The following is a 19,424-nucleotide window of genomic DNA, read 5'->3' as shown; positions in this document are numbered from 1 at the left end:
ACCAGCCAACTCGCTTGGAGTGTCCCACCATGCCACGCCGGAACGGCCCCCAGCCACCACCAGGTGAGGACGGGGCCGCGACAACAAGGAGGCACCCGTGGCAGCAGGCGACACCGTCATCACCATCGTCGGCAACCTTGTCGACGACCCGGAGCTGCGCTTCACCCCGACGGGGCAAGCGGTGGCCCGATTCCGCATCGCGTCCACTCCGCGGTTCATGGATCGTCAGACCAACGAGTGGAAGGACGGCGAAAGCCTCTTCCTGACCTGCAACGTGTGGCGGCAGGCGGCGGAGAACGCCGCCGAAAGCCTCCAGCGCGGCATGCGGGTCATCGTTCAGGGGCGGCTCAAGCAGCGCTCTTACGAGACCAAGGAAGGCGAGAAGCGCACCGTCTACGAGGTCGAGGTCGACGAGGTAGGCCCGTCCCTGCGCAACGCCACCGCCAAGGTCACCCGCACCTCCCGCCAGGGCAGCGGCCCGGGCGACGACGTATGGACCTCCGCGTCCCCGCAGCGCCCTGGCGCCTCCAGCACGGCGGAGGGCTCCGCGCCCGGCAACGGAGACTTCCCGGAGGAGGAGCCCCCCTTCTAGCCCTCCTGGGAGGGGTCCGGGAAGGGCCGGCGGATTCGCGTGGCGGAGCTCGTCGGCCCATGACGTGCGAACCTGCTGTCCCCCAGCAGCTCAGCAGCGCCCAGTGCGCGTCCGGTGCGCGCCCGTCTCCGCCTGCGCCCCAGCAGGCAGCGTGATGACGCTCGATGAACCACCGCACACGCGAGGCCCTCCCCTCCCCTCCCCGACGGCACCCCGGCGCGAGTCCACACCAGCCCGGGCCGGGGGCACGATCCGCCCGGCACGTCGCAACGCATCACCTCGGACTTCAGCTCGTCACCTGGCATCCCCTATGCCGAGCGGCCCATCACGCCACCGGCCAGATCGCCGGGAGGTGCCCGGCCAGTTGCCCGGCGCCTCCCGCGATCGACGGATACGGCCCGCGGACGGACCACGCAGTCGGTAGCCCATCCATCCCGCTTCCGCGACCAGGCCGCTGAGCGCTTCTACCCGTCCAGGCAACGCCGTCGTGCCCACGACCAGGGCTTCGCGGCCGACCCAGCTCCGTCCCTGGTCGCCGTCCCCCGCACCAGCGTGGCGACATGACCTTACGCAGACCCGCTCGATGACGACCTCGCCGCAGCCACAAACACGCTGGGGCACGACCCACCTGCAGTGAGCCCTTCCGCATGCCTGCCCCTCCTTGGGCGGCCAGCGTCCCCCTCCCCGCCCTGTGAAGGAGATGTGCCTGCATGAGCGAAGAACAAGAACTCGGCGTCTCGAAGCTCGAGATCGCCCTGGTCATGCGCCGGCTGTTCATGGCCGCCCGTCTCATGGAACACCCATGGTCTCGCGTCCTGACGGGGGTGTTCATCCTCGGCGCCGCGCTGCTTTGCCTCAGCGTTCTCGCCGCGTCCCATCTCCCCGAGAACCTGCCGCCGCTGCCCACGAGCAGTGCCGCGAAAGCCATGGCCATTCTCGGTTTCCTGCGTAGCCGCCGCAAACGGGCAAGCGGGGCTCTCCCCCCGCACGCAGACGCCAGCCGGGAAGGCACCGGTAGTGGCGGCGTCCCCGTCACGCTGTGGCACAACCTGCACCCCGACCGGCAGCTGGGCTGGCAATCTGGCCATCCCATGGCCCCAGTCTTCACCTTCACCCTGCCCGCCCGGCCACTGCGTAACGGCAGGGACACGCGCGGAGATCTGGACGATGTGCTCACCCGCTTCGCCTTCACCGCCGACCCTGGCGCCGACGACGATCTGCGCCGGTACCAGCGGTCCGGGCTACGCCCGCTGGACGTCGGCGATGTCATCGGCATCGCCGACAGGCTGCCAGGTCAGGGAGCCCGCACCGCCGCAGACGGCCAGCGGTGGGACGACTCAGGCTTCAGCTACTCCCGCTGGCACCTGAGCCCGACCGGATGGCACCCCGTTCCCGGCTTGCTGGCCGCACATCTAGCCGAAAACGACACCTTTCTCCCCACGCCGCCGTACGACGCCTACGACCTCATCGCCAGTGCTGTCGCGCCGTGGAAGATGCCCTCTCAGTACCCGTGATCCCGTTTCCGGCGGCCTGTTCGGGAGCTTTTGGGCGTCTTGCTTTGAGGAGGCGTTTGTGACGTGCTGAACGACGGCTTGGAAGGCGCATGGTGGCGTTACCTCTGATCGAGGCCCTGCACGAGGGGAGCTGAGTTGCTGACCAGGACGGCGGTCTGCCGCGTCAAGTCCCCCTACGGTGCACCGGTGCCGCGCTACCCGGTAGCAAAAGGGCGCGAGCGTGACCGCCACGAGTCGGCGACGGTGACCCGCCTGTGCCCGACCTGCCGGGCCACTACCTGGCGGCCGACGATACGGTGCGCACCCTGTGGATCGAGAACGGGTGACGATCGAGCAGGTCCACGCCGCGGACAATCTCGCCCCGGCAGGCACGCGCTGATGGAGGACACCGAAACAGCACGCCGGGCCGAGGAACAGGGCCGAGAGCCCCTGTTAAGGGGCGCGCCCGATTCGAGGCCGCCTGTGAAGACGTTGCCCGCCGATCAGACCGGCCCGTTCGCCACCGCGCTGGCTGGGCTGGTTGCCCTTGCAGGCGCGCCGGTTCGACCGTCAGGGCGGGTTCGTCACTCTGCCGGAGCAGGCTGACGCCCTGGACCGGCCTGTCCCGGCCAGTCAGTGACGCCTGAACCCCGCCGCCCTCGGACCCGCTCCTGGGATGTGATCAAGGCCCGCGCATCGCGCGAGCCTACGATCCGTTCCAGGAGCGGGGCTGGGATCATGCGGTGGGAGCCCGTAGAAGTTCGATCTCGATGGCGAGCACCCCAAGCGCTTCCTTCTCCGGGCCGTACATGCGGCGGATGGTGACCAGCTGCTGCTCGCGCGGGCTGTCGGGGTTGACGTTGGCCGGACCCTCGGCATCGAGCATCTCCTCGAACGAGGCGTACCGGCTCACACGTTTGCCCGGGTGAGGGCGTCGTCTCGCCCACAGACGAACCGGATGTGATCCCCGGCCGCGAGGTTGCGGAGGTTCGGGTACTGCACGCGGACCTCGATGGTCTTGCGGCCGGCGGCGACCAGGTCGAAGTAGCGGCGGTAGAGGTTCATCTCGCGGGCGCGCACGCCCATGGAGCTGTGCGCACGGGCGGTCATGATCCTGTCCCATTCGGCGGTGGTGTAGCTGCGGTAGAAGTGCTAGGGGCCGGCGAGCATGCGGCCGACCAGCCCAACCATGGCCGCGACGAAGGAGCCGATGTCGCCGGGCCAGATGGTGATGTCGCGCATCCAGGGGCGGCCGTCGGGCGGCGGCACCTAGCCGTCACGATTGCCATCCCGATCCTGATCCCGTGCTGTCCACCTATTTCTTAGGCAGCGCCATCAGCAGCTTGCGCGGCGGGAACTCATCGCGGAGGACCCGGCGGAAGACGTTTCGGCCGTTGCGCACTGCACAACATCGTTGCACGTTTCCTCATTGCTACCGCGGCCCACGCGCCGACGATGGATCCGCTGACAGGTGGAGCATGCCGCGCAACCTCTTCGCTCCGGAAGGCCAAGCCGCGCTACGCGCGATCGCCCTCCGGGCGAGCCTTCCTGCACTCCGACGTTCCGCGGCCGTCCGAAATCAGTCAGCAGGAACCTCCCACGCCCACCGGCAAAAGCGGAGCTGATCAAGACCTGAGCACACGCACGCGCAGGAGACGGCTCCGCAATCAACCGTAGCGCTTGGGCACACCACCACCTGTCCGCCGACGCGCGGCGACCGAACGATCCGGCCATCACGATCTTCGCCGGCCAGCTCGCTGCTGAGACAGCGCTCATACCCGACACGTTCAGGCCGAGGCGTACCGCACCGACACCATCGCAGATGACGAACCGGCTCAGGCATACCGTGCCCGCCGGCCGGCGCCCCTCTGCTCAGCGCCCGCGCGAAGAGCTCAGCCCACCGCGGACCGATGCCAGGCCACCTCCTGTGGCCGGCTGCCCCCTCACCGCTGCCGCAAGGCCGGCAGCGGTCCGCACCACGATCACGGAGTTCGAGATGACCAGAACCCAGACCAGCAAGCGCCGCACCAACCACGCCCCCGAGCCGGACGCTCCGGCCGCATCCGAGCAGGATCCGCTGTCCGGGCCGGACTACCCCGCACATGCATGGATCCCCCGCTCGCGGATCGAGCCCAACCCACTCAACAAGCGCAAGGACTACGACCTCAACGAGGACTTCCTGCAGACGCTGCGCGACGGCGACGGGCCGGAGGTCGACTTCATCGTCTTCCCCTCGCCGGACACACCGGGCATGTTCCGGCTCCACGACGGTCACCGCCGCTGGTTCGGGCTGCAGCGCATCGAGGAGCTGATCGCCTCCGAGATGCGGGAGGCAGGTCAGCAGCCGCCGCCCGGGGAACCCGAAGGGGAGCGGCAGGAGCCGGCCTACGCGTGCAGGATCAAGACGGAACTGACCCACGACATCGTGGGACAGTTGCTGGGCCAGGTGCGAACCGGCCGCCACGCCAAGGCGCTGAACGACCGGGAGACAGCCGCCGCGCTGTTCGAACTGGACGGACATGGCGTCACCCGCGAGACGCTCAAGCAGGCCACCGGCTGGTCGGCGCAGAAGGTCGCCCAGGCAATCCAGGCCGGGGCGCTGTCGGAGGCCAGCCAGGCCGCGATCGCCGACGTACGGCCGAACTACACCCCCGACCTCAGCGACTACGAAGCCTGGTGCCAGCTCCAGCACGACCCCGACATGGAAGCTGAAGCGCTCGCGCACATGAAGAACTCCGGCATGTATCCCGAGCATGCCGCGAAGCTGGTCATTCGGCAACGCCAGGAGAAGGCCACCTTCGAGCGGCTGATGGCCGAGCATCAGGCGGCCGGTATCACGGTCACCGACGGACAGTTGCCTGACGGGGCCGTAGAGCTCTACCACCTGCCGCGTGACGGCGACGGCAACGCGATGTCCGCCGAAGAACATGCGCAGTGCCCTGGCCATGCGGCCTACTTCCCTTCGCTGACCAGAGCGAGCTACTACTGCGCGACGCCGGCCCTGCACGGCTATCAGCCCGCTGCCGAGCAGCCGCAGGCCAAGGCTCAACTACCGATGAAGAAGATCCGGCAAGGAAACACCGAGTACCGGCTGGCGGTGGAGGAACGCCAGAAATTCTGGAAGGGCGCGCTACGCAGCCGAACAGACCCCGATCAGCGAGTGCTCCGTATCGTGGTGGATCTTCTCGAGCACGACATGCCCGAACCGTTGCGGAGCAAGTTCGGCCAGATCCACACCCAGGACATTTACACGGAACTCGTGGCTCCTGTCGCGGACAACTGGATCGCCAGCGCGCGTACGGCTCAACTGACCTGGCGGCTGTTCGGGCGATACGTCGCCACGATGGAGTGGTGGATGAGCCAGCGCTACTCCGACTCGCTGTGGCGATTGGACCGCAGCATGGCGGCGAGCCGACACGACGCCGCCCGATGGTTGCGCATCGCCGAGCAACTCGGCCACACGCTCGCACCGATTGAGCAGGCCATCATCGCCGGCATCCAGTACCTCGACGAGGAGGCAGCGGTCTGCGACGGGCTGGCGGGCGACGAGCAGAGGCCGGCTCCTGTCGCGGACCCGGATGAAGATCTGGAGAGCGGCCCCGGCGCGACCCCGATGACGTGAGCCAGACACAGGGCGACGGCCCTGTCAGGTGGTCATGCCGGGTTGCCGCCCGGGGTGAGATGAGACGCCAAGGTCGCCGACCCTCCTGACCCGCACCCTTGGACACGAGTGCCCGTCCGCGCGGAGAAAGATCACATCGTTACCAGGCTTGGCGGCTGCACCGGTGGGCCGGCAACGCCCCCGTCTGCACGGCCGCCTCTCCCCCAGAGCCCGGCAACAGCAGGCTCTTCGTCCCACGGACGCCTGAGCAGCGATGACGCGACACGGTCGAGCCGCCTGCGCGTCTTGCGCCCCGTCATCCGGTGCGAGCTGGCCGATCTCGTCAAGCGCACTGGAAACCACAGCCGGCCCGCTCCAACTGCCCTGCGGGATGCCCTTCGCGCCAGCAGCAGGCATCCCACGGGCTCGGAGCATGTCACGAAAGGAACCTTGCCATGCTCAGGCAGCATGCCTGCCAGCACCGTGTCCAGGAAGACCAGCCATGAGCAGGCCGAAACCCTCCAAGCCGGCGCCAGTCACGATCGAGCTGGCCAACGACGCCGAGGCCGTTGCCTCCCTGGAACTGATGCGCTCGGTCCACCTCGCCCTGCAAACCCTCGACCCGCGCCGCAAAAGAATCGAGGAGCTGAAAGCCGAGCTCAAGGCCGAACAGGAAGCACTCAAGGCACAAGAAGACAAGCTACGTCAGCCGATCGACCTCGTGATCGTGGCCTTGCAACCTCGCCTGGGCGCCGACGGCGTGGGCACCTTCAACGGCGTCCCTGTGGTGCGCGGCTACCTGAAGCCGGGCGCCCGCAAGTTCAAGACCGACGAGTTCTTCCGCGATCACCAAAACCTCGCCGGGTTGCGGGACGCCTACACCTCGGTCAGCGAGCCGAGCTATGACATCAAGATCCTGCCCGGCGCCTTCCCCGGCGGCTCACCATGACGGTGCCGGCCGCACCTGACCCCTTCACGGCGTTGTGCGCGGACATCGACCGCATCATCGCATACGCCAGCACCCACCAGCCCCGCTCCCTGCAGCAGCAGCTGGGACCCTCCGACATCGGCAGCCCCTGCGACCGGCGTCTCGGCTTCCACCTGGCCCGGGTAGCGCCGTGCAACTTCCCCTCCAAGTGGGAGGCCTACATCGGCACCGCGGTGCACATCAAACTCGCCCACGACTTCTCCCGAATCCTCCTGCCCGACGGATCTCCCCGCTTCCTGGTCGAGCAGAAGCTGGACATCGGCCACATCGCCCCGGACGTCCTGGAAGGCACCAGCGACCTCTACGACCGTCTCACCGGCTTCGTCCTCGACTGGAAGATCGTGGGCAAGACACCTCTGGCCCACTACCGACGCCACGGACCCGGCCCTCGCTTCCGCGTCCAGGACCACACCTACGGGCTGGGATGGCGCCGCCGCGGCTACCCCGTCCGCGGCGTGGCCATCGCCTTTTTGCCGCGCAGCGAACGCTACGACAGACGGGTCTTCTGGCACGAGCCCTACGACGAGGCCATCTCCGTCCACGCCATCCAACGCGTCAACGGCATATCCGCAGTCGTCCATCAGTCGGGCCCCACCATCCTGCCTCACCTCCGGCCGGTCGCCGACGACTGCTTCTTCTGCCCCTGGTTCCGGCCCGGCAGCCGCGATCTGACGCGCGCCTGCCCCGGCGATCTCGACCTCCCCCGCCCCGCACACACGCTGGCAGACCTCCACCCCGCACCCAAGGAGCTGGCATGACCATGCCCACCCCCGACCCGGCCGCCTTCCTGCAGACCCCGCACCACCCAGCCGAGCCGGGAGGCGAGCTGCCCTCCTACCCTCAGCCGGACCTGGCGAGTGCGGCGGCGGCCTACCCGCCGACCGGCTACCCCGCGGCGGCGCCTGCGTTCTACCCGCCCGGCTACCCCGCCGTGCCCGGCGCCTACCCGCCCGGCGGAGCTCACCACCCGCCCGCGACGGTGCCTGCTCCCGCACTGCCGTACCCGACCGGAGCACCCGTCTACGGCTCCGACTTCGCCTACCCGATGCACGCCGTGGAGACCGAGTCCCACCAGCCGCCCGACGCCTATGAGTTCCTCATGAACGGCTGGCCCTCGGTCAGCTTCGATCACCCCGTCGGGTACACCATCACGGGCACGATCATGCGCAAGCCCGAGGTGGTGCAGCGCACCGAGTACGGCACGAACAGGCCCATGTACTGGCCCGACCGCCGCCCTCGATGGCAGCTGAAGATCGTCCTGCTGATCGAGGAGTTCCGCAACGCCAACGATCGCGGCATCCGCGTCCTGTACGCCCGCTATCGCCTCAAGGACGCCATCCGCGCTGCCGTCGATGCCGCTCAGACAGACTTCCTGCACATCGGCGGCAAGCTGACCGTCTCCTATGTCGGAGATCTGCCGCCGAGGCAGGTGGGCGCCAAGCCGCCCAAGGATTTCGCCGCCTGGTACGTCCCCCCGGCCCACGACGGGAGCGCCGCGCCGGCCCCGCCGAGCGTGCAGCCGGTCAGCGCCAGCCCGGCGCAGCCTCGGCCGGAGAAGCCCGCTCCGCCCGCTCCGCCTGCACCGCCTGCACCGCCTGCACCGGCGGGCTACCCGGCTGCCGGCACGCCCGCGCCTGCCGCGCCGCCCGCTCCAGCCTGGTCCGGCCAGCCACTGCCGCAGGCACCACCCCTGCACCCAGCGGCTGCTCAGCAGCATCAGCCCGGCATGGCACCGCTGCCCACGTACGTTCCTTCACCTCAGCATCACGCCTACACGTTGCCGGCGGCCTAAGACCTCAACGCCGCGGCACCACCCGTCCGGCCTCGTGGCCGGGCGGGTGACGCTACCCGGCACACACCAAGGAAGGAGCGCTGATGCAAACCAAAGCCATGGGCATGGAACTGGTCTACACCGACGACAAGAGCAACAAGTTCTATCGCGTCCTCATCGTGCGCGGCGCGGTGATCGTCCTGTTCGGCCCCAACAACGGCCGCTCCCGAGGCCAGGCCAAGGTGCACCCCTACCCGCAGGCTGACGCCGGCGGCCTCATCAACGCGGCGCGCGACCTCGCCGCCGCCAAGGAACGCAAGGGCTACACGATCTCCCGCGACCTGGTGACGTTCAACGTCGACAGTGTTGATGTTCTGACCTGCACCGATGGCGACAAGGATCGCAAGGACGCGGCCATCACCCGGATCGTCACGCAGTTCCTCAACACCTCGCCCCCCGTAGCCTCTGCCCCCACGGGAACCACGCCCGCGGCATGAGCCCGGCCTCACCTCCCCTACCTGACCGACTCCTGGAGGTCCGTTCGTCATGTCCACACCGCTCGCCGATCAGTTCACCCGCGCCCGCAGCCAGATCGACAACGACTTCTTCAACCAGGGCACCGCCGCCCAGCAGGCTCCCCCGCCGCCCCTGCCGCAGGTCGGGCCCCAGCAACGGCGCAACGGCGAGATGTACTATCCGCGCCAGATCGCCGGCCACGAAGACCTCGCCCTGCTGCGCACCGCACGTGATCTCCGGCAGCACGTCCTGCTCGGCGGACCGGCCGGGTGCGGCAAGACCGCCTCGGTCGAGGCCGCCTTCGACCCGCTGTTCGACCCCGCCACCAGCCCAGGGCTGCAGACGCTGATCGGCACGGCCGAGACGACCGTCGGTGACCTGCTCGGCACCTACCTGCCCGACCGAACTCCAGGAGCGGCACCGGGCACCTTCACCTTCGTCTACGGTCCGCTGACCATCGCCGTGGCCTACGGCCTGCCCCTGCTCATCGACGAGATCACGCTCATCGACCCGGGCGTCCTGTCGGCCTTGTATGCCGTCATGGACGGCCGCCCGCACCTGCTCCTGCCGGGCACCGACATCCCCCCGGTCGCGGTCCGGCCCGGCTTTTGCGTGTTCGCCACCTACAACCCCGACGCTCCCGGCTCGATCCTCAGCGAGGCACTGGCCTCCCGGTTCGCCCACCATTGGCAGGCCGGCACCGACTGGGACCTGGCGCTGGAGCTGGGGGTGCCGCCGGAGATCGTGCAGGTCGCCCGCAATCTCGACGGGCAGCGTCTCGATCGAGACAACGGCCTGCTCGCCTCACCGCAGCTTCGCGACCTGCTGGCCTTCCGTGACCAGGTGACGCAGTTCGGCGTCGAGTACGCCGCCGGCACCTTGGCCGCCAAAGCCGCGCCCGAGGACCAGGACCAAATCCTGGAAGCCATCCAAATGATCTACCCCATGGCCGGCATCACCCGCCTGGGCGGCAGGTACGGCCGATGAGCCTCACCGACGACCCCGCCGCCCAGATCACCGCCCCGCCGACGACCCGCCGCCGATGGGGCAAGCGGCCTCAGCCTGCCCAGCCGCCCGAGGAACAAGCACGTGACCTCGCCCGCGCCCGGCTGATCGCCCGCCTGAACCAGATCATGCTGCCGGTCACAGGCCGCCCGGACGTCCTGGCCACCATGGTGTGGGGAGCACCGGACACCACGCCACCGGCGTGGTACGACCCCGCCACCGCCACGATCACCCTCAACGCCGACCAGGTGATCCTGAACGACGCTCATCCCGATCAGATCGACCCCACCCACCCCCTGCGCCGCTTCGACCAGCCGGTCCTGATCGGCGTGTGCGCACACGAAGGCGGACACGCCCGCTCGCAGTGGGACCTGAAGGCCATACGCGAGCGATCACCCTCGCCTCGCGTCATGGCGATCGCCACCTACCTGCTGGAGTCATGGGCGGAGGCCGGTCAGCTGCGGGCCACCCCCGGCGCCGCTCCCTGGCTGCGCACCGCGGCCCGGCACATCCTGCAGTTTCCCCCCACCGACCCGGACGCCGATGAGGACTACCAGCGCGCCCGCGCCCTGGTCGCCGCCCTTCTCGTCCTGGCCCGCGTCGACGCCGGCGTCCTGCAGCCCGGCGACATCATCGCGGTGGAGAGCATCGTCGTGGCCACGCTGGGCCAGCCCACCGTGAACGACCTGCGCGCGTTGTGGCAGCAGGCGCTGACGCTCGAGGACGGCGACGCCGACGGGCTGTGCGCCATCGCGCAGCGCGTCGCCGACGTCATGGGCTGGCAGGACGAGCCCGACGATCACCCCGCCATGCCGGGCCTCATCTGCCACAGCGGCGGCGCAGCCGGCGGCCAGGCCGGGGGGCTGACCGGCGGCACTGAACCGGGCAGCAGTGGCGACAGCCTCTTCGACGCCATCTCCGACCTGGCCGGAGCGGTCACCCAAGACGCCACCGACGCGATCAAGGCCGAGCGTGAGGCCACCTGGCAGGCCAACCGCCCCAACCCGCACATCCTCGCCGCACAAGCTGACGAGGCCGCCGAACGAGCTGCCGCCCGCCAAGCAGCGCAGATCTTCGCCGACCCCATCACCTGCACCGGCCCCTTGCGGGCGCTGCGCGCGCCGACGGCGGCCGAACAGGCCGCGGCCACCCACCTGGCCGAGCAGCTACGCCTGGCCGGACACCGATCCGCCGCGGTGGCATGGACGCCCCACGACGCGCCACCCGGCCGCCTCGACCCGCGCCAGGCGATGGCGGCCGCGGCCCAGCGTTCTCGAGGCCTGCCGGTCACCGCCAAACCGTTTCAGCGGCGGCAGCGCACCCGCGTCCCGCAGCCGTTCCTGCGGATGGGGTTCGCCGCCGACGTATCGGGATCCATGGGCAACACCGCGGACGCGTTGGCCTGCGCGGCCTGGATCTGCGCCCAAGCTGTCGGCCTGATCGGCGGCCGGACGGCGGCCCTGGCATGGGGCAGCACCGTCACCCCGCTCATCCGGCCAGGCGCCTCACCCAGCCACGTACCTGTCCTTTCCACCCCCGAAGGCACGGTGGTGCTGCCCGAGGCGATCCGCGCCCTGGACGGAGCGCTGGCGCTGTCAGAGCCCGGCAGCCTGGATGCCCGCCTGCTGATCATCGCCTCCGACGGCGAGCTGACCGGATCCGACGACGACGAGGACGACCCCGCCGTCATGTCGCAGAGCCTCATCGATCGGTTGCGCCGCAACGGCTGCGCAGTCCTGTGGCTCTGCCTGGACGGCCGCCCCCGCGTCCTGGACGGCGCGGTGCCGGTCGAAGCACACGATCCGGTCAGCGCCGCCCGCGCGATCGGCCAGGCCGCCACCACGGCCCTCCGGCTGGCCGGCCGGTGACCTCCCTCGGGAGCCGTGGTGCCGCCTCAACCCCGGCCCCACGAGGCGCCACCACGGCCTTCACCCCCGGGAGCCTCCTATGGCCATCACCACCTCTGGCCTCGCGCCGCTGACCATCGCACGCTGGTGTGCCGACAACGGATGGCCGGTTCACCCGCTCGCGCCCGGCGCCAAGATCCCCGCACGCAACTGCCGCACCTGCCAGGAATCCGCCCACGACCCGCGAGAATGCCCCTGCATCCGCCAAGGACGCTGGTGCCACGGCTTTCACGCCGCCACCACCGACACCGCCCGCATCCAGCAGTGGTGGCGACGCAATCCGCGCTTCGGGGTGGGCGTCGCCTGCGGGACGCCGTCCGGCCTGATCGTCATCGACATCGACACCCACGCCGACCTGCTACCGACGCCGAAGCAGATCCTGCCCGGCCTGATCCCGCCCGCGCACGTCGACCCGGTCGAGGTGGCCACCGGCTTCGACGCCCTGAACCTGCTGGCCCGCCATCGCAACGCCAACAGCCCCGCACACGACACCTCCACCATGCGGGTGCGCACCCCCTCAGGCGGCCTGCACGTCTGGTACCAGCTCCACGAACAGGACCAGTTCGCCTGCTCCACCGGCTCCAGCCCCTCGCGCGGCTCCAGACCCGTGCGAGCGCTGGCCTGGCAAGTGGACGTGCGCGCCAACGGCGGCTACATCATCGCGCCCGGCATCATCACCCGCGCCGGCCCCTACACCCTGCTCGGCCGGACCCGCCACCCCGCCGCCCTGCCAGCCTGGCTGCGTCACGACCTGATCCGCACCGGACACCGCCCCCGCGACAACCCTCCACCCACCCGTGGCCCTCGCCCGCCACGCGCGGACACACCAGACTCAGCCGGGCTGCTCGCCCTGTCCACCCTCCTGGCCGACGTGGCCGGATGCGCCGCCGCCGCCAGCGGCACCGGCTTCGCCGACAAGCTCAACCGGGCCGCCTACACCGCCGGCGGCCTCGTCGCCGCCGGACGCCTGCGCCACGACGAAGCCGAACACGCCCTGAGCCAGACCGCCACCCACGCCCGGCCGCAGCAGAGCCGACGGATCCAAACCATCATCCGCTCCGGCATGAACGCAGGCCTTCGCCACCCGCTGCAGCCCGACCATCACCGCTAGAACGCGCGGGACGACAGACACCTCCCTCCGCACCGGCCACAGCCGGAACCAACAGCCAGCCGGCCCGAACCGCAGCCCGGCCCACCCGGGCTGCGCCGCCTTGCCAAACCCCCGCACGCCAGGCGAGCAGGGGTTGCCCGACCACCAGGAGACGACCATGTCCATCCCCCCTGACATCACCGCCGAAGAGGTCCTCGCCATCGCCACCACGCTGGCGCGCCTCACCGACGCCAACGTCGACACCTCCCCTCTGGCAAAACTCGACGAGATGCCCGAGGACGAAGCCGTCAAGGTGATCGACAACATCTTCGGCGAGATCCTTCACGACGGATGCGACGGATGAGCCGCCGCGCCCGCCCCCGCCGCGCCAGTCGCTCAACGCGGGCCAGCCTGACCACGCCAGGCGAGCCACCCGGCCCGGCCACTGACGCCGCCCCGGAAACGCCGACCCACCCCGACCGAACCAGCCGACATGCCATACGCGAGGCAGGCGTCCACTACCTCAACCTCAGCCGGGGCCAGCTGTGCGCCGGGCACGTGCCCACCCCCCACTCCCTGCGGCTGCAATCCACCTGGTGCGAGCAGAAACGCTGGGCCGACATCCTGTGGACGCTTCGCCCCGACTTCTCCATCAACCTCGCGCGCGGTCCGGTGACCGTCCACGACGTGAGCGAGCGGCCCCGCACCACCCGAGCCCGCTGGCAAGGGCTGGCGTGGGTGCGCTTCGCCTGCGAACGACTGTGGGAAGGCCCCGAACATCCGGCCATCGGCCGCAACGGCCAGGACATGACGCCGTACTTCACCGGGGAACTCGGCCGCCTCGACGACCGCGTCAGAATCTTCGTCCGTTACTTCCACAGCCACTACCAGGGCCGGCCGCTGAGCCTCGACGTCTGCTCCGGCCTATCCACGCAGACTGCCGACGGCCCCGCTCTCCTCGCGCAGCACTGAGCAGCGGGCCCTCCAAGCCTCCTCGGATCCATCTCGTTCCCTGCGCGATACCGCGATCGGCTTGCGGCGCTTCGCCGACGTGAGCCCCACGGTCACTGGAATGGAGACCCGGCGCGTTCGATCATCACGTCCGTCCTGACCAGCTCATCCAACGAACTAATCCACGCCGTGAAGAAGCCGGGTCTCTGGCAAGCCGGTCCTGGTCCGGCGAGACCGATTCCACGCCTACCTGCTGCCGGATCGGCTTCACCTCACCTACACCTTCCAGCCCACCGGGACCTGGCGGCCACCTCCAAAGGCACCGGGCTGCACCAGCAGGCCACCCAGATGGCCACCGGTCTCCCCCAGGACGAAGGGCCGGACTGGATCATCGCTGAGATCGCCCCCTACCGGCCCCCACTCTGACGGAGACTTCCGCCTTCACCGCCCTCGGACCGGCTGCGTCCTCTCCTGCTGCCACAGGCCCTCCTGGACGTCGTCATCGCCGGACTGCGCGCTGCCGTGGCGGAGTACCGCGATCGCAGCGGATGCCCCGACTGCCGCCGCACCGGCGAAATGTGCCCAGAGCACTTCGCCGACGAGCAGCGTGCTGCCGCTTGCGCGGCCGCCGAACACCTCCTCGCCGCAACCACGCGGCCCGAGAGGGACCCGGATCAGGCTCCTCTCCTGATCCGGGGCGCCCCACGACCCCGTCCTGAGCGAGCCGAGGCACTCCCCGCCAAACGACCTCGACCCCCCACCAGCGTGACGGCCCGCAACCGCACTGTCCGGCTACCCGGCTCGACGACGCCCCCGGGCTCGTCCCGCAGGAACCGGCCGCCCTTGCACCGTTGCCGGTCGGCTCCCTCCCGGGGTCGTCACCCCTGACACCCGACCAATAAAGGAACAAGCATGCCCACCACCACCGTGGAACCCGGCGTCTACACCAAGGACGGCCAGGTATACGAAGTGAAGCAGAGCCGCCGCTTCGCCGGTTCGCTCACCATCAAGAGGCTGGAGGTGTCGCGCGGCAAGCTGCGCCGCCGCCCCTCCCCCATTCGCGTCGAGGATCTGTCCTCATCCAACGCGATCACCGAGGAGCAGGCCGCCGCGTTCGGTCACGAGCACGGCATCTGCGCCTGCTGTGGGCGGGCGCTGAGCGATCCCGAATCCGTCGCGAAGGGCATCGGGCCCGTGTGCCTGGCCAACCTGCGCACGATGCGAGGCGCGCGATGATCCCCGGCGAGGTCAACGTCGGAGACCTTGTTGGCTATCTGCTCAACCCCCAGCATTCGCGGCGCGCCGTCCAAGTCAAGGTCACGAAGATCGAGCCCGCGCAGCACGGCCTGCCCTGGCTCACGGTCGCCCTCACCAGTCACGCACTCAATCCGATCGGCCGGGGCTACAAGGTCGGCGACACGTTCTGCACCGTCAACGATCGCGGGTCGGAACTGGTGCCGTGGCGCGAGCCCCACGAGGTGGCCTTGCCGCGCTACGACGTGGCCGCCAAGGGCCGAATCGGGGTAACCCTCCCGGCCGACCACCCCTACACCCACCTCGCCGATTACACGCTGACCCTGGAAAACGTGCCGAGGTCGCGACTGACTGCCGTGTGCGAGGTCCTCAACGAGGTGGTGCGCGCCGGGTTCGAGTCGTACGCGGAGGCCTATCACCACCGCACCTACACCTTCAGCCAGAACGCCGGCGAGGTGGCGTGGCGATACACCCGCGACGTCGACCCCGACTGGCCGGCGCCAACCGTGCTTCTCGGCGGGCTTCGGCCGAAGTACACGGCTCGCCTGATCGCAGAAGAATGCACGCGAGCCTTCGACCTGGGAGCGGTGTCATGACCCCGCTCGACATCGACCCCGAATGGCTGCCCAGGCCCAGCGCGCCCACCATCTGCTCACCAACGGCAGCATGTGATCACCAACGCGCTCCGGCGCCACGCCGAGGCCATGTCCGAGGCGGCAGAAACCGCGCGCGCCAGCCACGCAACAGGAGCGGACACATCCCTGATCAGCAACCAGGGGTTCGCCCAATCGGCCAGCATTCTCGCCGACACCGCCCAGGCGGAACGCGAAACGGCCGACGAAATCGACGACTGGGCCGCTGCCGGCGCTCCATGAGCTACCTCGGGCACCGCTTCGCCCACGACCTGACGGCATGACACCGAGCCCCGACCTCCGCCCCGAGAGGAGGTCACCACCCCATGAACGCTCTCAGCCACCGGCCCGCCGCCGAGACCGTCCCCATCGTGGTCGCCGCCCCACCCCACACTCGCACTAGACAACCTGGCCACGAACCAATCCCCGATAAGGAGGACCGGCGGCGGCTCGCCGTACGGCACCAGGCCACAGGGCAGGCCCTCGCTCACACCCCCGAAGGGTCCAGCCGACCCCGTCCTGAGCGAGCACAACACAACCGTTCGCCCGCTCTGGATCGTCCAGATCTGTACGATCCGCAAATCTATGGCCGGGAAGTTCCGGCTCTATCTGGCCAGGCCGACGATGTCTCATGAGCTTCAGGCGTGCTCGGGTCCTCAAGCACACCCTGTCATGGGTCCGGAGCGGGCCCCTTTCCGGACGTTCAGGCACGTTCGGTGCGTGATCCCGCAAGCGCATTGCGTGGCCTTACCCGCTGGTCGAAGATGCCGGTATGCGCAGGCGTGGGCTGGTATGGGGCGGGGCCGTGGTCGCGGTGGCCGGGCTGGCGGGGCTTGGCGTCTACTTCGCGGAGGTGGGGCTGGCGCAGGCTGATCAGTTGGCCAGCGTGCTGGGCTTGTTCGTGGCGGTGGCGGGGCTCGGGGTGGCGATCTTCGGGTTGTGGGGCGGGCCCGGGGGCGGCAGCGTTCGGCAGGTGGCCAAGGCCAGGGGGAACAGCCGGACGTTCCAGGCTGGCCGCGATCTCATCCAACGCCCGTCGCTGCGGCCCGGGCCGGGGGCGGGCGACGGCGGCCTGGACTCCGACGGCGCGGATCGTGAGGGCTCGCGCCCTGTGCGGCAGCAGGCCAGAGCCGACGATGGGAGTCAGGTGCGTCAGGGCGGCCGGGACGTCATCGCGGACGCCGCCGCCGACGCTGACGACGCCACCGACGCCGCCGCTGACGGTGACGGGAGCGGGCGGTGAGTGCGGCCTGGCGGCCGCGTACGCCGTCCCAGCACGCGCACGCGACGGGGCTGGCCCAGATCTTCCAGGCCGCCGGGGACATGATCGTGTACGAGGGCGGGGAGCCGTACCGGTGGACGTCCTGGCCCGCGCCGGAGGCTCCGGCTGTCCAGGCAGCAGAGGCGGCGCCGGTGTGGAGGCAGCCGAGCGAGTTGCTGCGGGCGGCCAGAGCGGTGGTCAGTTTCACCGGCCGCACCGCCCTCCTGGAGGAACTGCGGGCCTGGCGGGACGGGGCCGGGCCGGGGACGGCCGGGCGGGACGAGGTCGCGGTCGAGCTGATCCACGGGCCGGGCGGGCAGGGCAAGACCCGCGTGGCCGGAAGGCTGGCCGAGCTGTGGCAGGGCGAGGGGTGGGTCGTGTTGTCGGCTCACCACCGGCGTGACCGCTCGGCCGCCAAGTCTTTCGCCGTCCCAGACATGGAGCGGGCGGCCGGGGTGCTGGTGGTGGTGGACTACGCCGAGCGGTGGGACACCGCCGATCTGCTGACCTTGCTGGGTGACACGCTGATCCGCGGGCGGCTGCCGGTGCGAGTGCTGCTGCTGGCCCGCCCTTCGGGCACCTGGTGGCAGAGCCTGCACGGCCGCATCCAGCGCGACCTGGGTGTGACGGCGACCTCGCGCGAGCTGAAACCGCTGGAGAGCGAGGCGGGCATCACCCGCCAGAGCCTGTTCGCCGCCGCCCGCGACCGGTTCGCCGACCTGCTGCAACGCCCTGCCGCACGGCAGGTGGCACCGCCGGCGGCGTTGGAGCGGCACGAGGCTTACCGGCTGGTGCTGAGCGTGCAGATGGCCGCTCTGGCCGCGGTCCTGACCGCCGGCAGTGGCCAGGACCCGCCCACCGATCCGGTGCAGGTCTCGCAGTTGCTGCTGGCCCGCGAACGCGACCACTGGGAGGCGCTGCACGATCGCCGGGAGCGGCCCTTGGCGACCTCGCCGGACGCGATGGGCCAGCTCGTTTACACGGCCACGGTGACCGGCCGCCTCGGCTACGCCGACGGCGGAGCTGCAGTACGAAGCGCTGCGATCGAGTCGCGTGAACACCCCGGACAGCTCCTGAAAGATCACGCGGTCTGTTACCCGCCCTCCGCGACTGGCAGCGCCACTCCGCCCGCACCGCAGGCGTCAGGAGGTGGTGAGGTTACGGTGCTGGAGCCGCTGTATCCCGACCGGCTGGGGGAAGACTTCCTCGCGTTGTCCAGCCCCGGTCACTCCTACGATTTCCCGGCCGATCCCTGGGCCGCGGACGCCCCCGCCCGGCTCCTGACCACACCCGGCGACGCGAGCGTGCCAGCCGCCGGCAGTGGCGGCGGTGTGCCGGTGTGGGCCCGGCACGGGCTGACCACGCTGATCGAGGCATCCCGGCGCTGGCCGCACCTGGCCCGGCTGCAGTTGTATCCACTGCTGACGGCCCACCCCGGCCTGGCCCTGCACGCCGGAGGTGCCGCGCTGGCCACGCTGGCCAGCCTGGACGGTATCGATCCGGGACTGCTGGAGAGGATCGAATCGGTGCTGCCCGCCCACCGGCACATCGATCTGGACATCGGGATCGCCGCAGTGGCCGTCCGGCTTTCCGAGCATCGGCTGGCTACTGTCACCGACCCCGCTGGTCGCGCCCGCATCTACGGCTCGCTGGCTCTCCGTCTGTCCTACGCCGGACTGCACGTCCGCGCGCTGGAGGAGAACCGTACCGCCCTCGAGCTCTGGCGTTCTCTAGCCGAAGCCAGCCGGGACGCCTATCTGCCTGGCCTGGCGATGTCGGCGACCAATCACGCCACCTTGTTGGCGGAGGTGGGCAGGCGCGAGGACGCGGTGCCGGCCAGCGAGGAAGCCGTGCGCCTGTGCCGGGAGTTGGTGGAGCTGAACCGGGATGTCTATCTCCCTGGCCTGGCCGCCTCGGTGAGCAATCACGCCATCCGGTTGGGGGAGGTGGGCAGGCGCGAGGACGCGGTGCCGGTCGGCGAGGAAGCCGTGCGCCTGTGCCGGGAGTTGGTGGAGCTGAACCGGGATGCCTACCTGTCCGACCTGGCGATGTCGGTGAGCAATCACGCCATCCGGTTGGGGGAGGTGGGCAGGCGCGAGGACGCGGCGCGGGTCAGCAAGGAAGCCGTTGACATCTACCGGGAGTTGGTGGAGCTGAACCGGGATGCCTATCTTCCTGGCCTGGCCGCCTCGATGACCAACCACGCCACCGGACTGGCGGGAGTGGGCCGAGGTGAGGACGCGGCGCGGGTCAGCAAGGAAGCCGTTGACATCTACCGGGAGTTGGTGGAGCTGAACCGGGATGCCTATCTTCCTGGCCTGGCCGCCTCGATGACCAACCACGCCACCGGACTGGCGGGAGTG

The 19,424-nt window shown here is 70.1% G+C and carries 19 protein-coding genes; 17 read left to right on the top strand and 2 right to left on the bottom strand.

Annotated elements, in window-relative coordinates; all coding sequences use genetic code 11:
• Positions 1-97 precede the first annotated feature (97 nt).
• Together KME80_RS14455 and KME80_RS14450 are read left to right on the top strand one after the other, a co-directional pair.
• The gene (locus KME80_RS14455) at positions 98-592 is read left to right on the top strand and encodes a single-stranded DNA-binding protein (RefSeq protein WP_219505251.1); all 495 of its coding nucleotides are present in this window, start codon (positions 98-100) and stop codon (positions 590-592) included.
• A 710-nt stretch (positions 593-1,302) separates the two neighbouring features.
• Complete coding sequence (locus KME80_RS14450; RefSeq protein ID WP_219505249.1) at positions 1,303-2,106, top strand: hypothetical protein; 804 nt, start codon at positions 1,303-1,305, stop codon at positions 2,104-2,106.
• A gap of 715 nt (positions 2,107-2,821) precedes the next feature.
• Here the strand turns inward: KME80_RS14450 and KME80_RS50285 are convergent.
• Positions 2,822-2,971, bottom strand: a complete 150-nt coding sequence (locus KME80_RS50285) for an ASCH domain-containing protein (RefSeq protein WP_246644967.1) — start codon at positions 2,969-2,971, stop codon at positions 2,822-2,824.
• Between the two features lie 23 nt (positions 2,972-2,994).
• On the bottom strand, positions 2,995-3,195 hold the full coding sequence (locus KME80_RS50280; protein WP_246644966.1) for an ASCH domain-containing protein: 201 nt from the start codon (positions 3,193-3,195) through the stop codon (positions 2,995-2,997).
• Between the two features lie 886 nt (positions 3,196-4,081).
• On the opposite strand from KME80_RS50280, the gene KME80_RS14440 reads away from it, so the two are divergent.
• The 15 genes from KME80_RS14440 to KME80_RS52710 form a co-directional block, all read left to right on the top strand.
• Entirely contained in the window at positions 4,082-5,707 is a 1,626-nt protein-coding gene (locus tag KME80_RS14440) for a hypothetical protein (protein ID WP_219505247.1), read from the top strand.
• A gap of 481 nt (positions 5,708-6,188) precedes the next feature.
• The gene (locus KME80_RS14435) at positions 6,189-6,635 is read left to right on the top strand and encodes a hypothetical protein (RefSeq protein ID WP_219505245.1); all 447 of its coding nucleotides are present in this window, start codon (positions 6,189-6,191) and stop codon (positions 6,633-6,635) included.
• The gene (locus KME80_RS14430; RefSeq protein ID WP_219505243.1) at positions 6,632-7,432 is read left to right on the top strand and encodes a hypothetical protein; all 801 of its coding nucleotides are present in this window, start codon (positions 6,632-6,634) and stop codon (positions 7,430-7,432) included. Before KME80_RS14435 ends, KME80_RS14430 begins: the two co-directional genes overlap by 4 nt.
• The gene (locus tag KME80_RS14425) at positions 7,429-8,466 is read left to right on the top strand and encodes a hypothetical protein (protein ID WP_219505241.1); all 1,038 of its coding nucleotides are present in this window, start codon (positions 7,429-7,431) and stop codon (positions 8,464-8,466) included. Before KME80_RS14430 ends, KME80_RS14425 begins: the two co-directional genes overlap by 4 nt.
• Before the next feature lie 83 nt (positions 8,467-8,549).
• The gene (locus tag KME80_RS14420; protein ID WP_219505240.1) at positions 8,550-8,942 is read left to right on the top strand and encodes a WGR domain-containing protein; all 393 of its coding nucleotides are present in this window, start codon (positions 8,550-8,552) and stop codon (positions 8,940-8,942) included.
• A gap of 49 nt (positions 8,943-8,991) precedes the next feature.
• Complete coding sequence (locus tag KME80_RS14415) at positions 8,992-9,948, top strand: AAA family ATPase (RefSeq protein WP_219505238.1); 957 nt, start codon at positions 8,992-8,994, stop codon at positions 9,946-9,948.
• A complete protein-coding gene (locus tag KME80_RS14410; protein ID WP_219505236.1) occupies positions 9,945-11,834 on the top strand; it encodes a hypothetical protein in 1,890 nt (629 codons plus the stop codon). The genes KME80_RS14415 and KME80_RS14410 overlap by 4 nt, the downstream gene beginning before the upstream one ends.
• A gap of 79 nt (positions 11,835-11,913) precedes the next feature.
• Entirely contained in the window at positions 11,914-12,984 is a 1,071-nt protein-coding gene (locus KME80_RS14405) for a bifunctional DNA primase/polymerase (protein ID WP_219505234.1), read from the top strand.
• 157 nt (positions 12,985-13,141) lie between these two features.
• On the top strand, positions 13,142-13,327 hold the full coding sequence (locus KME80_RS14400; protein ID WP_219505233.1) for a hypothetical protein: 186 nt from the start codon (positions 13,142-13,144) through the stop codon (positions 13,325-13,327).
• 194 nt (positions 13,328-13,521) lie between these two features.
• On the top strand, positions 13,522-13,935 hold the full coding sequence (locus KME80_RS14395; RefSeq protein ID WP_219505230.1) for a hypothetical protein: 414 nt from the start codon (positions 13,522-13,524) through the stop codon (positions 13,933-13,935).
• An 891-nt stretch (positions 13,936-14,826) separates the two neighbouring features.
• Positions 14,827-15,150 carry a DUF6011 domain-containing protein gene (locus KME80_RS14390; RefSeq protein ID WP_219505229.1) on the top strand — a complete coding sequence of 108 codons (324 nt, stop codon included), beginning with the start codon at positions 14,827-14,829 and terminating at the stop codon, positions 15,148-15,150.
• Positions 15,147-15,764, top strand: a complete 618-nt coding sequence (locus tag KME80_RS14385) for a hypothetical protein (RefSeq protein ID WP_219505227.1) — start codon at positions 15,147-15,149, stop codon at positions 15,762-15,764. The genes KME80_RS14390 and KME80_RS14385 overlap by 4 nt, the downstream gene beginning before the upstream one ends.
• A 72-nt stretch (positions 15,765-15,836) precedes the next feature.
• On the top strand, positions 15,837-16,043 hold the full coding sequence (locus KME80_RS14380) for a hypothetical protein (RefSeq protein ID WP_219505225.1): 207 nt from the start codon (positions 15,837-15,839) through the stop codon (positions 16,041-16,043).
• Positions 16,044-16,572: 529 nt separating this feature from the next.
• Positions 16,573-17,043: a hypothetical protein gene (locus KME80_RS14375; RefSeq protein ID WP_219505223.1), complete on the top strand. Its 471-nt coding sequence runs from the start codon at positions 16,573-16,575 to the stop codon at positions 17,041-17,043.
• Positions 17,040-19,424: tetratricopeptide repeat protein (locus KME80_RS52710; RefSeq protein WP_219505221.1), on the top strand; the 2,385-nt coding region annotated here is incomplete at its 3' end. The genes KME80_RS14375 and KME80_RS52710, both read left to right, overlap by 4 nt.

Source organism: Nonomuraea ceibae, from assembly GCF_019396325.1.
Classification (GTDB): Bacteria; Actinomycetota; Actinomycetes; order Streptosporangiales; family Streptosporangiaceae; genus Nonomuraea; species Nonomuraea ceibae.
This window is presented reverse-complemented; position numbering and strand designations above follow the sequence as displayed.

Excerpts from the sequence above, each read along its gene's own strand:
- KME80_RS14415 (WP_219505238.1), top strand. The coding sequence starts at position 8,992 with ATGTCCACACCGCTCGCCGATCAGTTCACCCGCGCCCGCAGCCAGATC.
- KME80_RS50280 (WP_246644966.1), bottom strand. The coding sequence starts at position 3,195 with ATGACCGCCCGTGCGCACAGCTCCATGGGCGTGCGCGCCCGCGAGATG.
- KME80_RS14430 (WP_219505243.1), top strand. The coding sequence starts at position 6,632 with ATGACGGTGCCGGCCGCACCTGACCCCTTCACGGCGTTGTGCGCGGAC.
- KME80_RS14410 (WP_219505236.1), top strand. The coding sequence starts at position 9,945 with ATGAGCCTCACCGACGACCCCGCCGCCCAGATCACCGCCCCGCCGACG.
- KME80_RS14440 (WP_219505247.1), top strand. The coding sequence starts at position 4,082 with ATGACCAGAACCCAGACCAGCAAGCGCCGCACCAACCACGCCCCCGAG.
- KME80_RS14400 (WP_219505233.1), top strand. The coding sequence starts at position 13,142 with ATGTCCATCCCCCCTGACATCACCGCCGAAGAGGTCCTCGCCATCGCC.
- KME80_RS14385 (WP_219505227.1), top strand. The coding sequence starts at position 15,147 with ATGATCCCCGGCGAGGTCAACGTCGGAGACCTTGTTGGCTATCTGCTC.
- KME80_RS14420 (WP_219505240.1), top strand. The coding sequence starts at position 8,550 with ATGCAAACCAAAGCCATGGGCATGGAACTGGTCTACACCGACGACAAG.
- KME80_RS14405 (WP_219505234.1), top strand. The coding sequence starts at position 11,914 with ATGGCCATCACCACCTCTGGCCTCGCGCCGCTGACCATCGCACGCTGG.
- KME80_RS14425 (WP_219505241.1), top strand. The coding sequence starts at position 7,429 with ATGACCATGCCCACCCCCGACCCGGCCGCCTTCCTGCAGACCCCGCAC.
- KME80_RS14390 (WP_219505229.1), top strand. The coding sequence starts at position 14,827 with ATGCCCACCACCACCGTGGAACCCGGCGTCTACACCAAGGACGGCCAG.
- KME80_RS14375 (WP_219505223.1), top strand. The coding sequence starts at position 16,573 with ATGCGCAGGCGTGGGCTGGTATGGGGCGGGGCCGTGGTCGCGGTGGCC.
- KME80_RS14450 (WP_219505249.1), top strand. The coding sequence starts at position 1,303 with ATGAGCGAAGAACAAGAACTCGGCGTCTCGAAGCTCGAGATCGCCCTG.
- KME80_RS50285 (WP_246644967.1), bottom strand. The coding sequence starts at position 2,971 with ATGCTCGATGCCGAGGGTCCGGCCAACGTCAACCCCGACAGCCCGCGC.
- KME80_RS14435 (WP_219505245.1), top strand. The coding sequence starts at position 6,189 with ATGAGCAGGCCGAAACCCTCCAAGCCGGCGCCAGTCACGATCGAGCTG.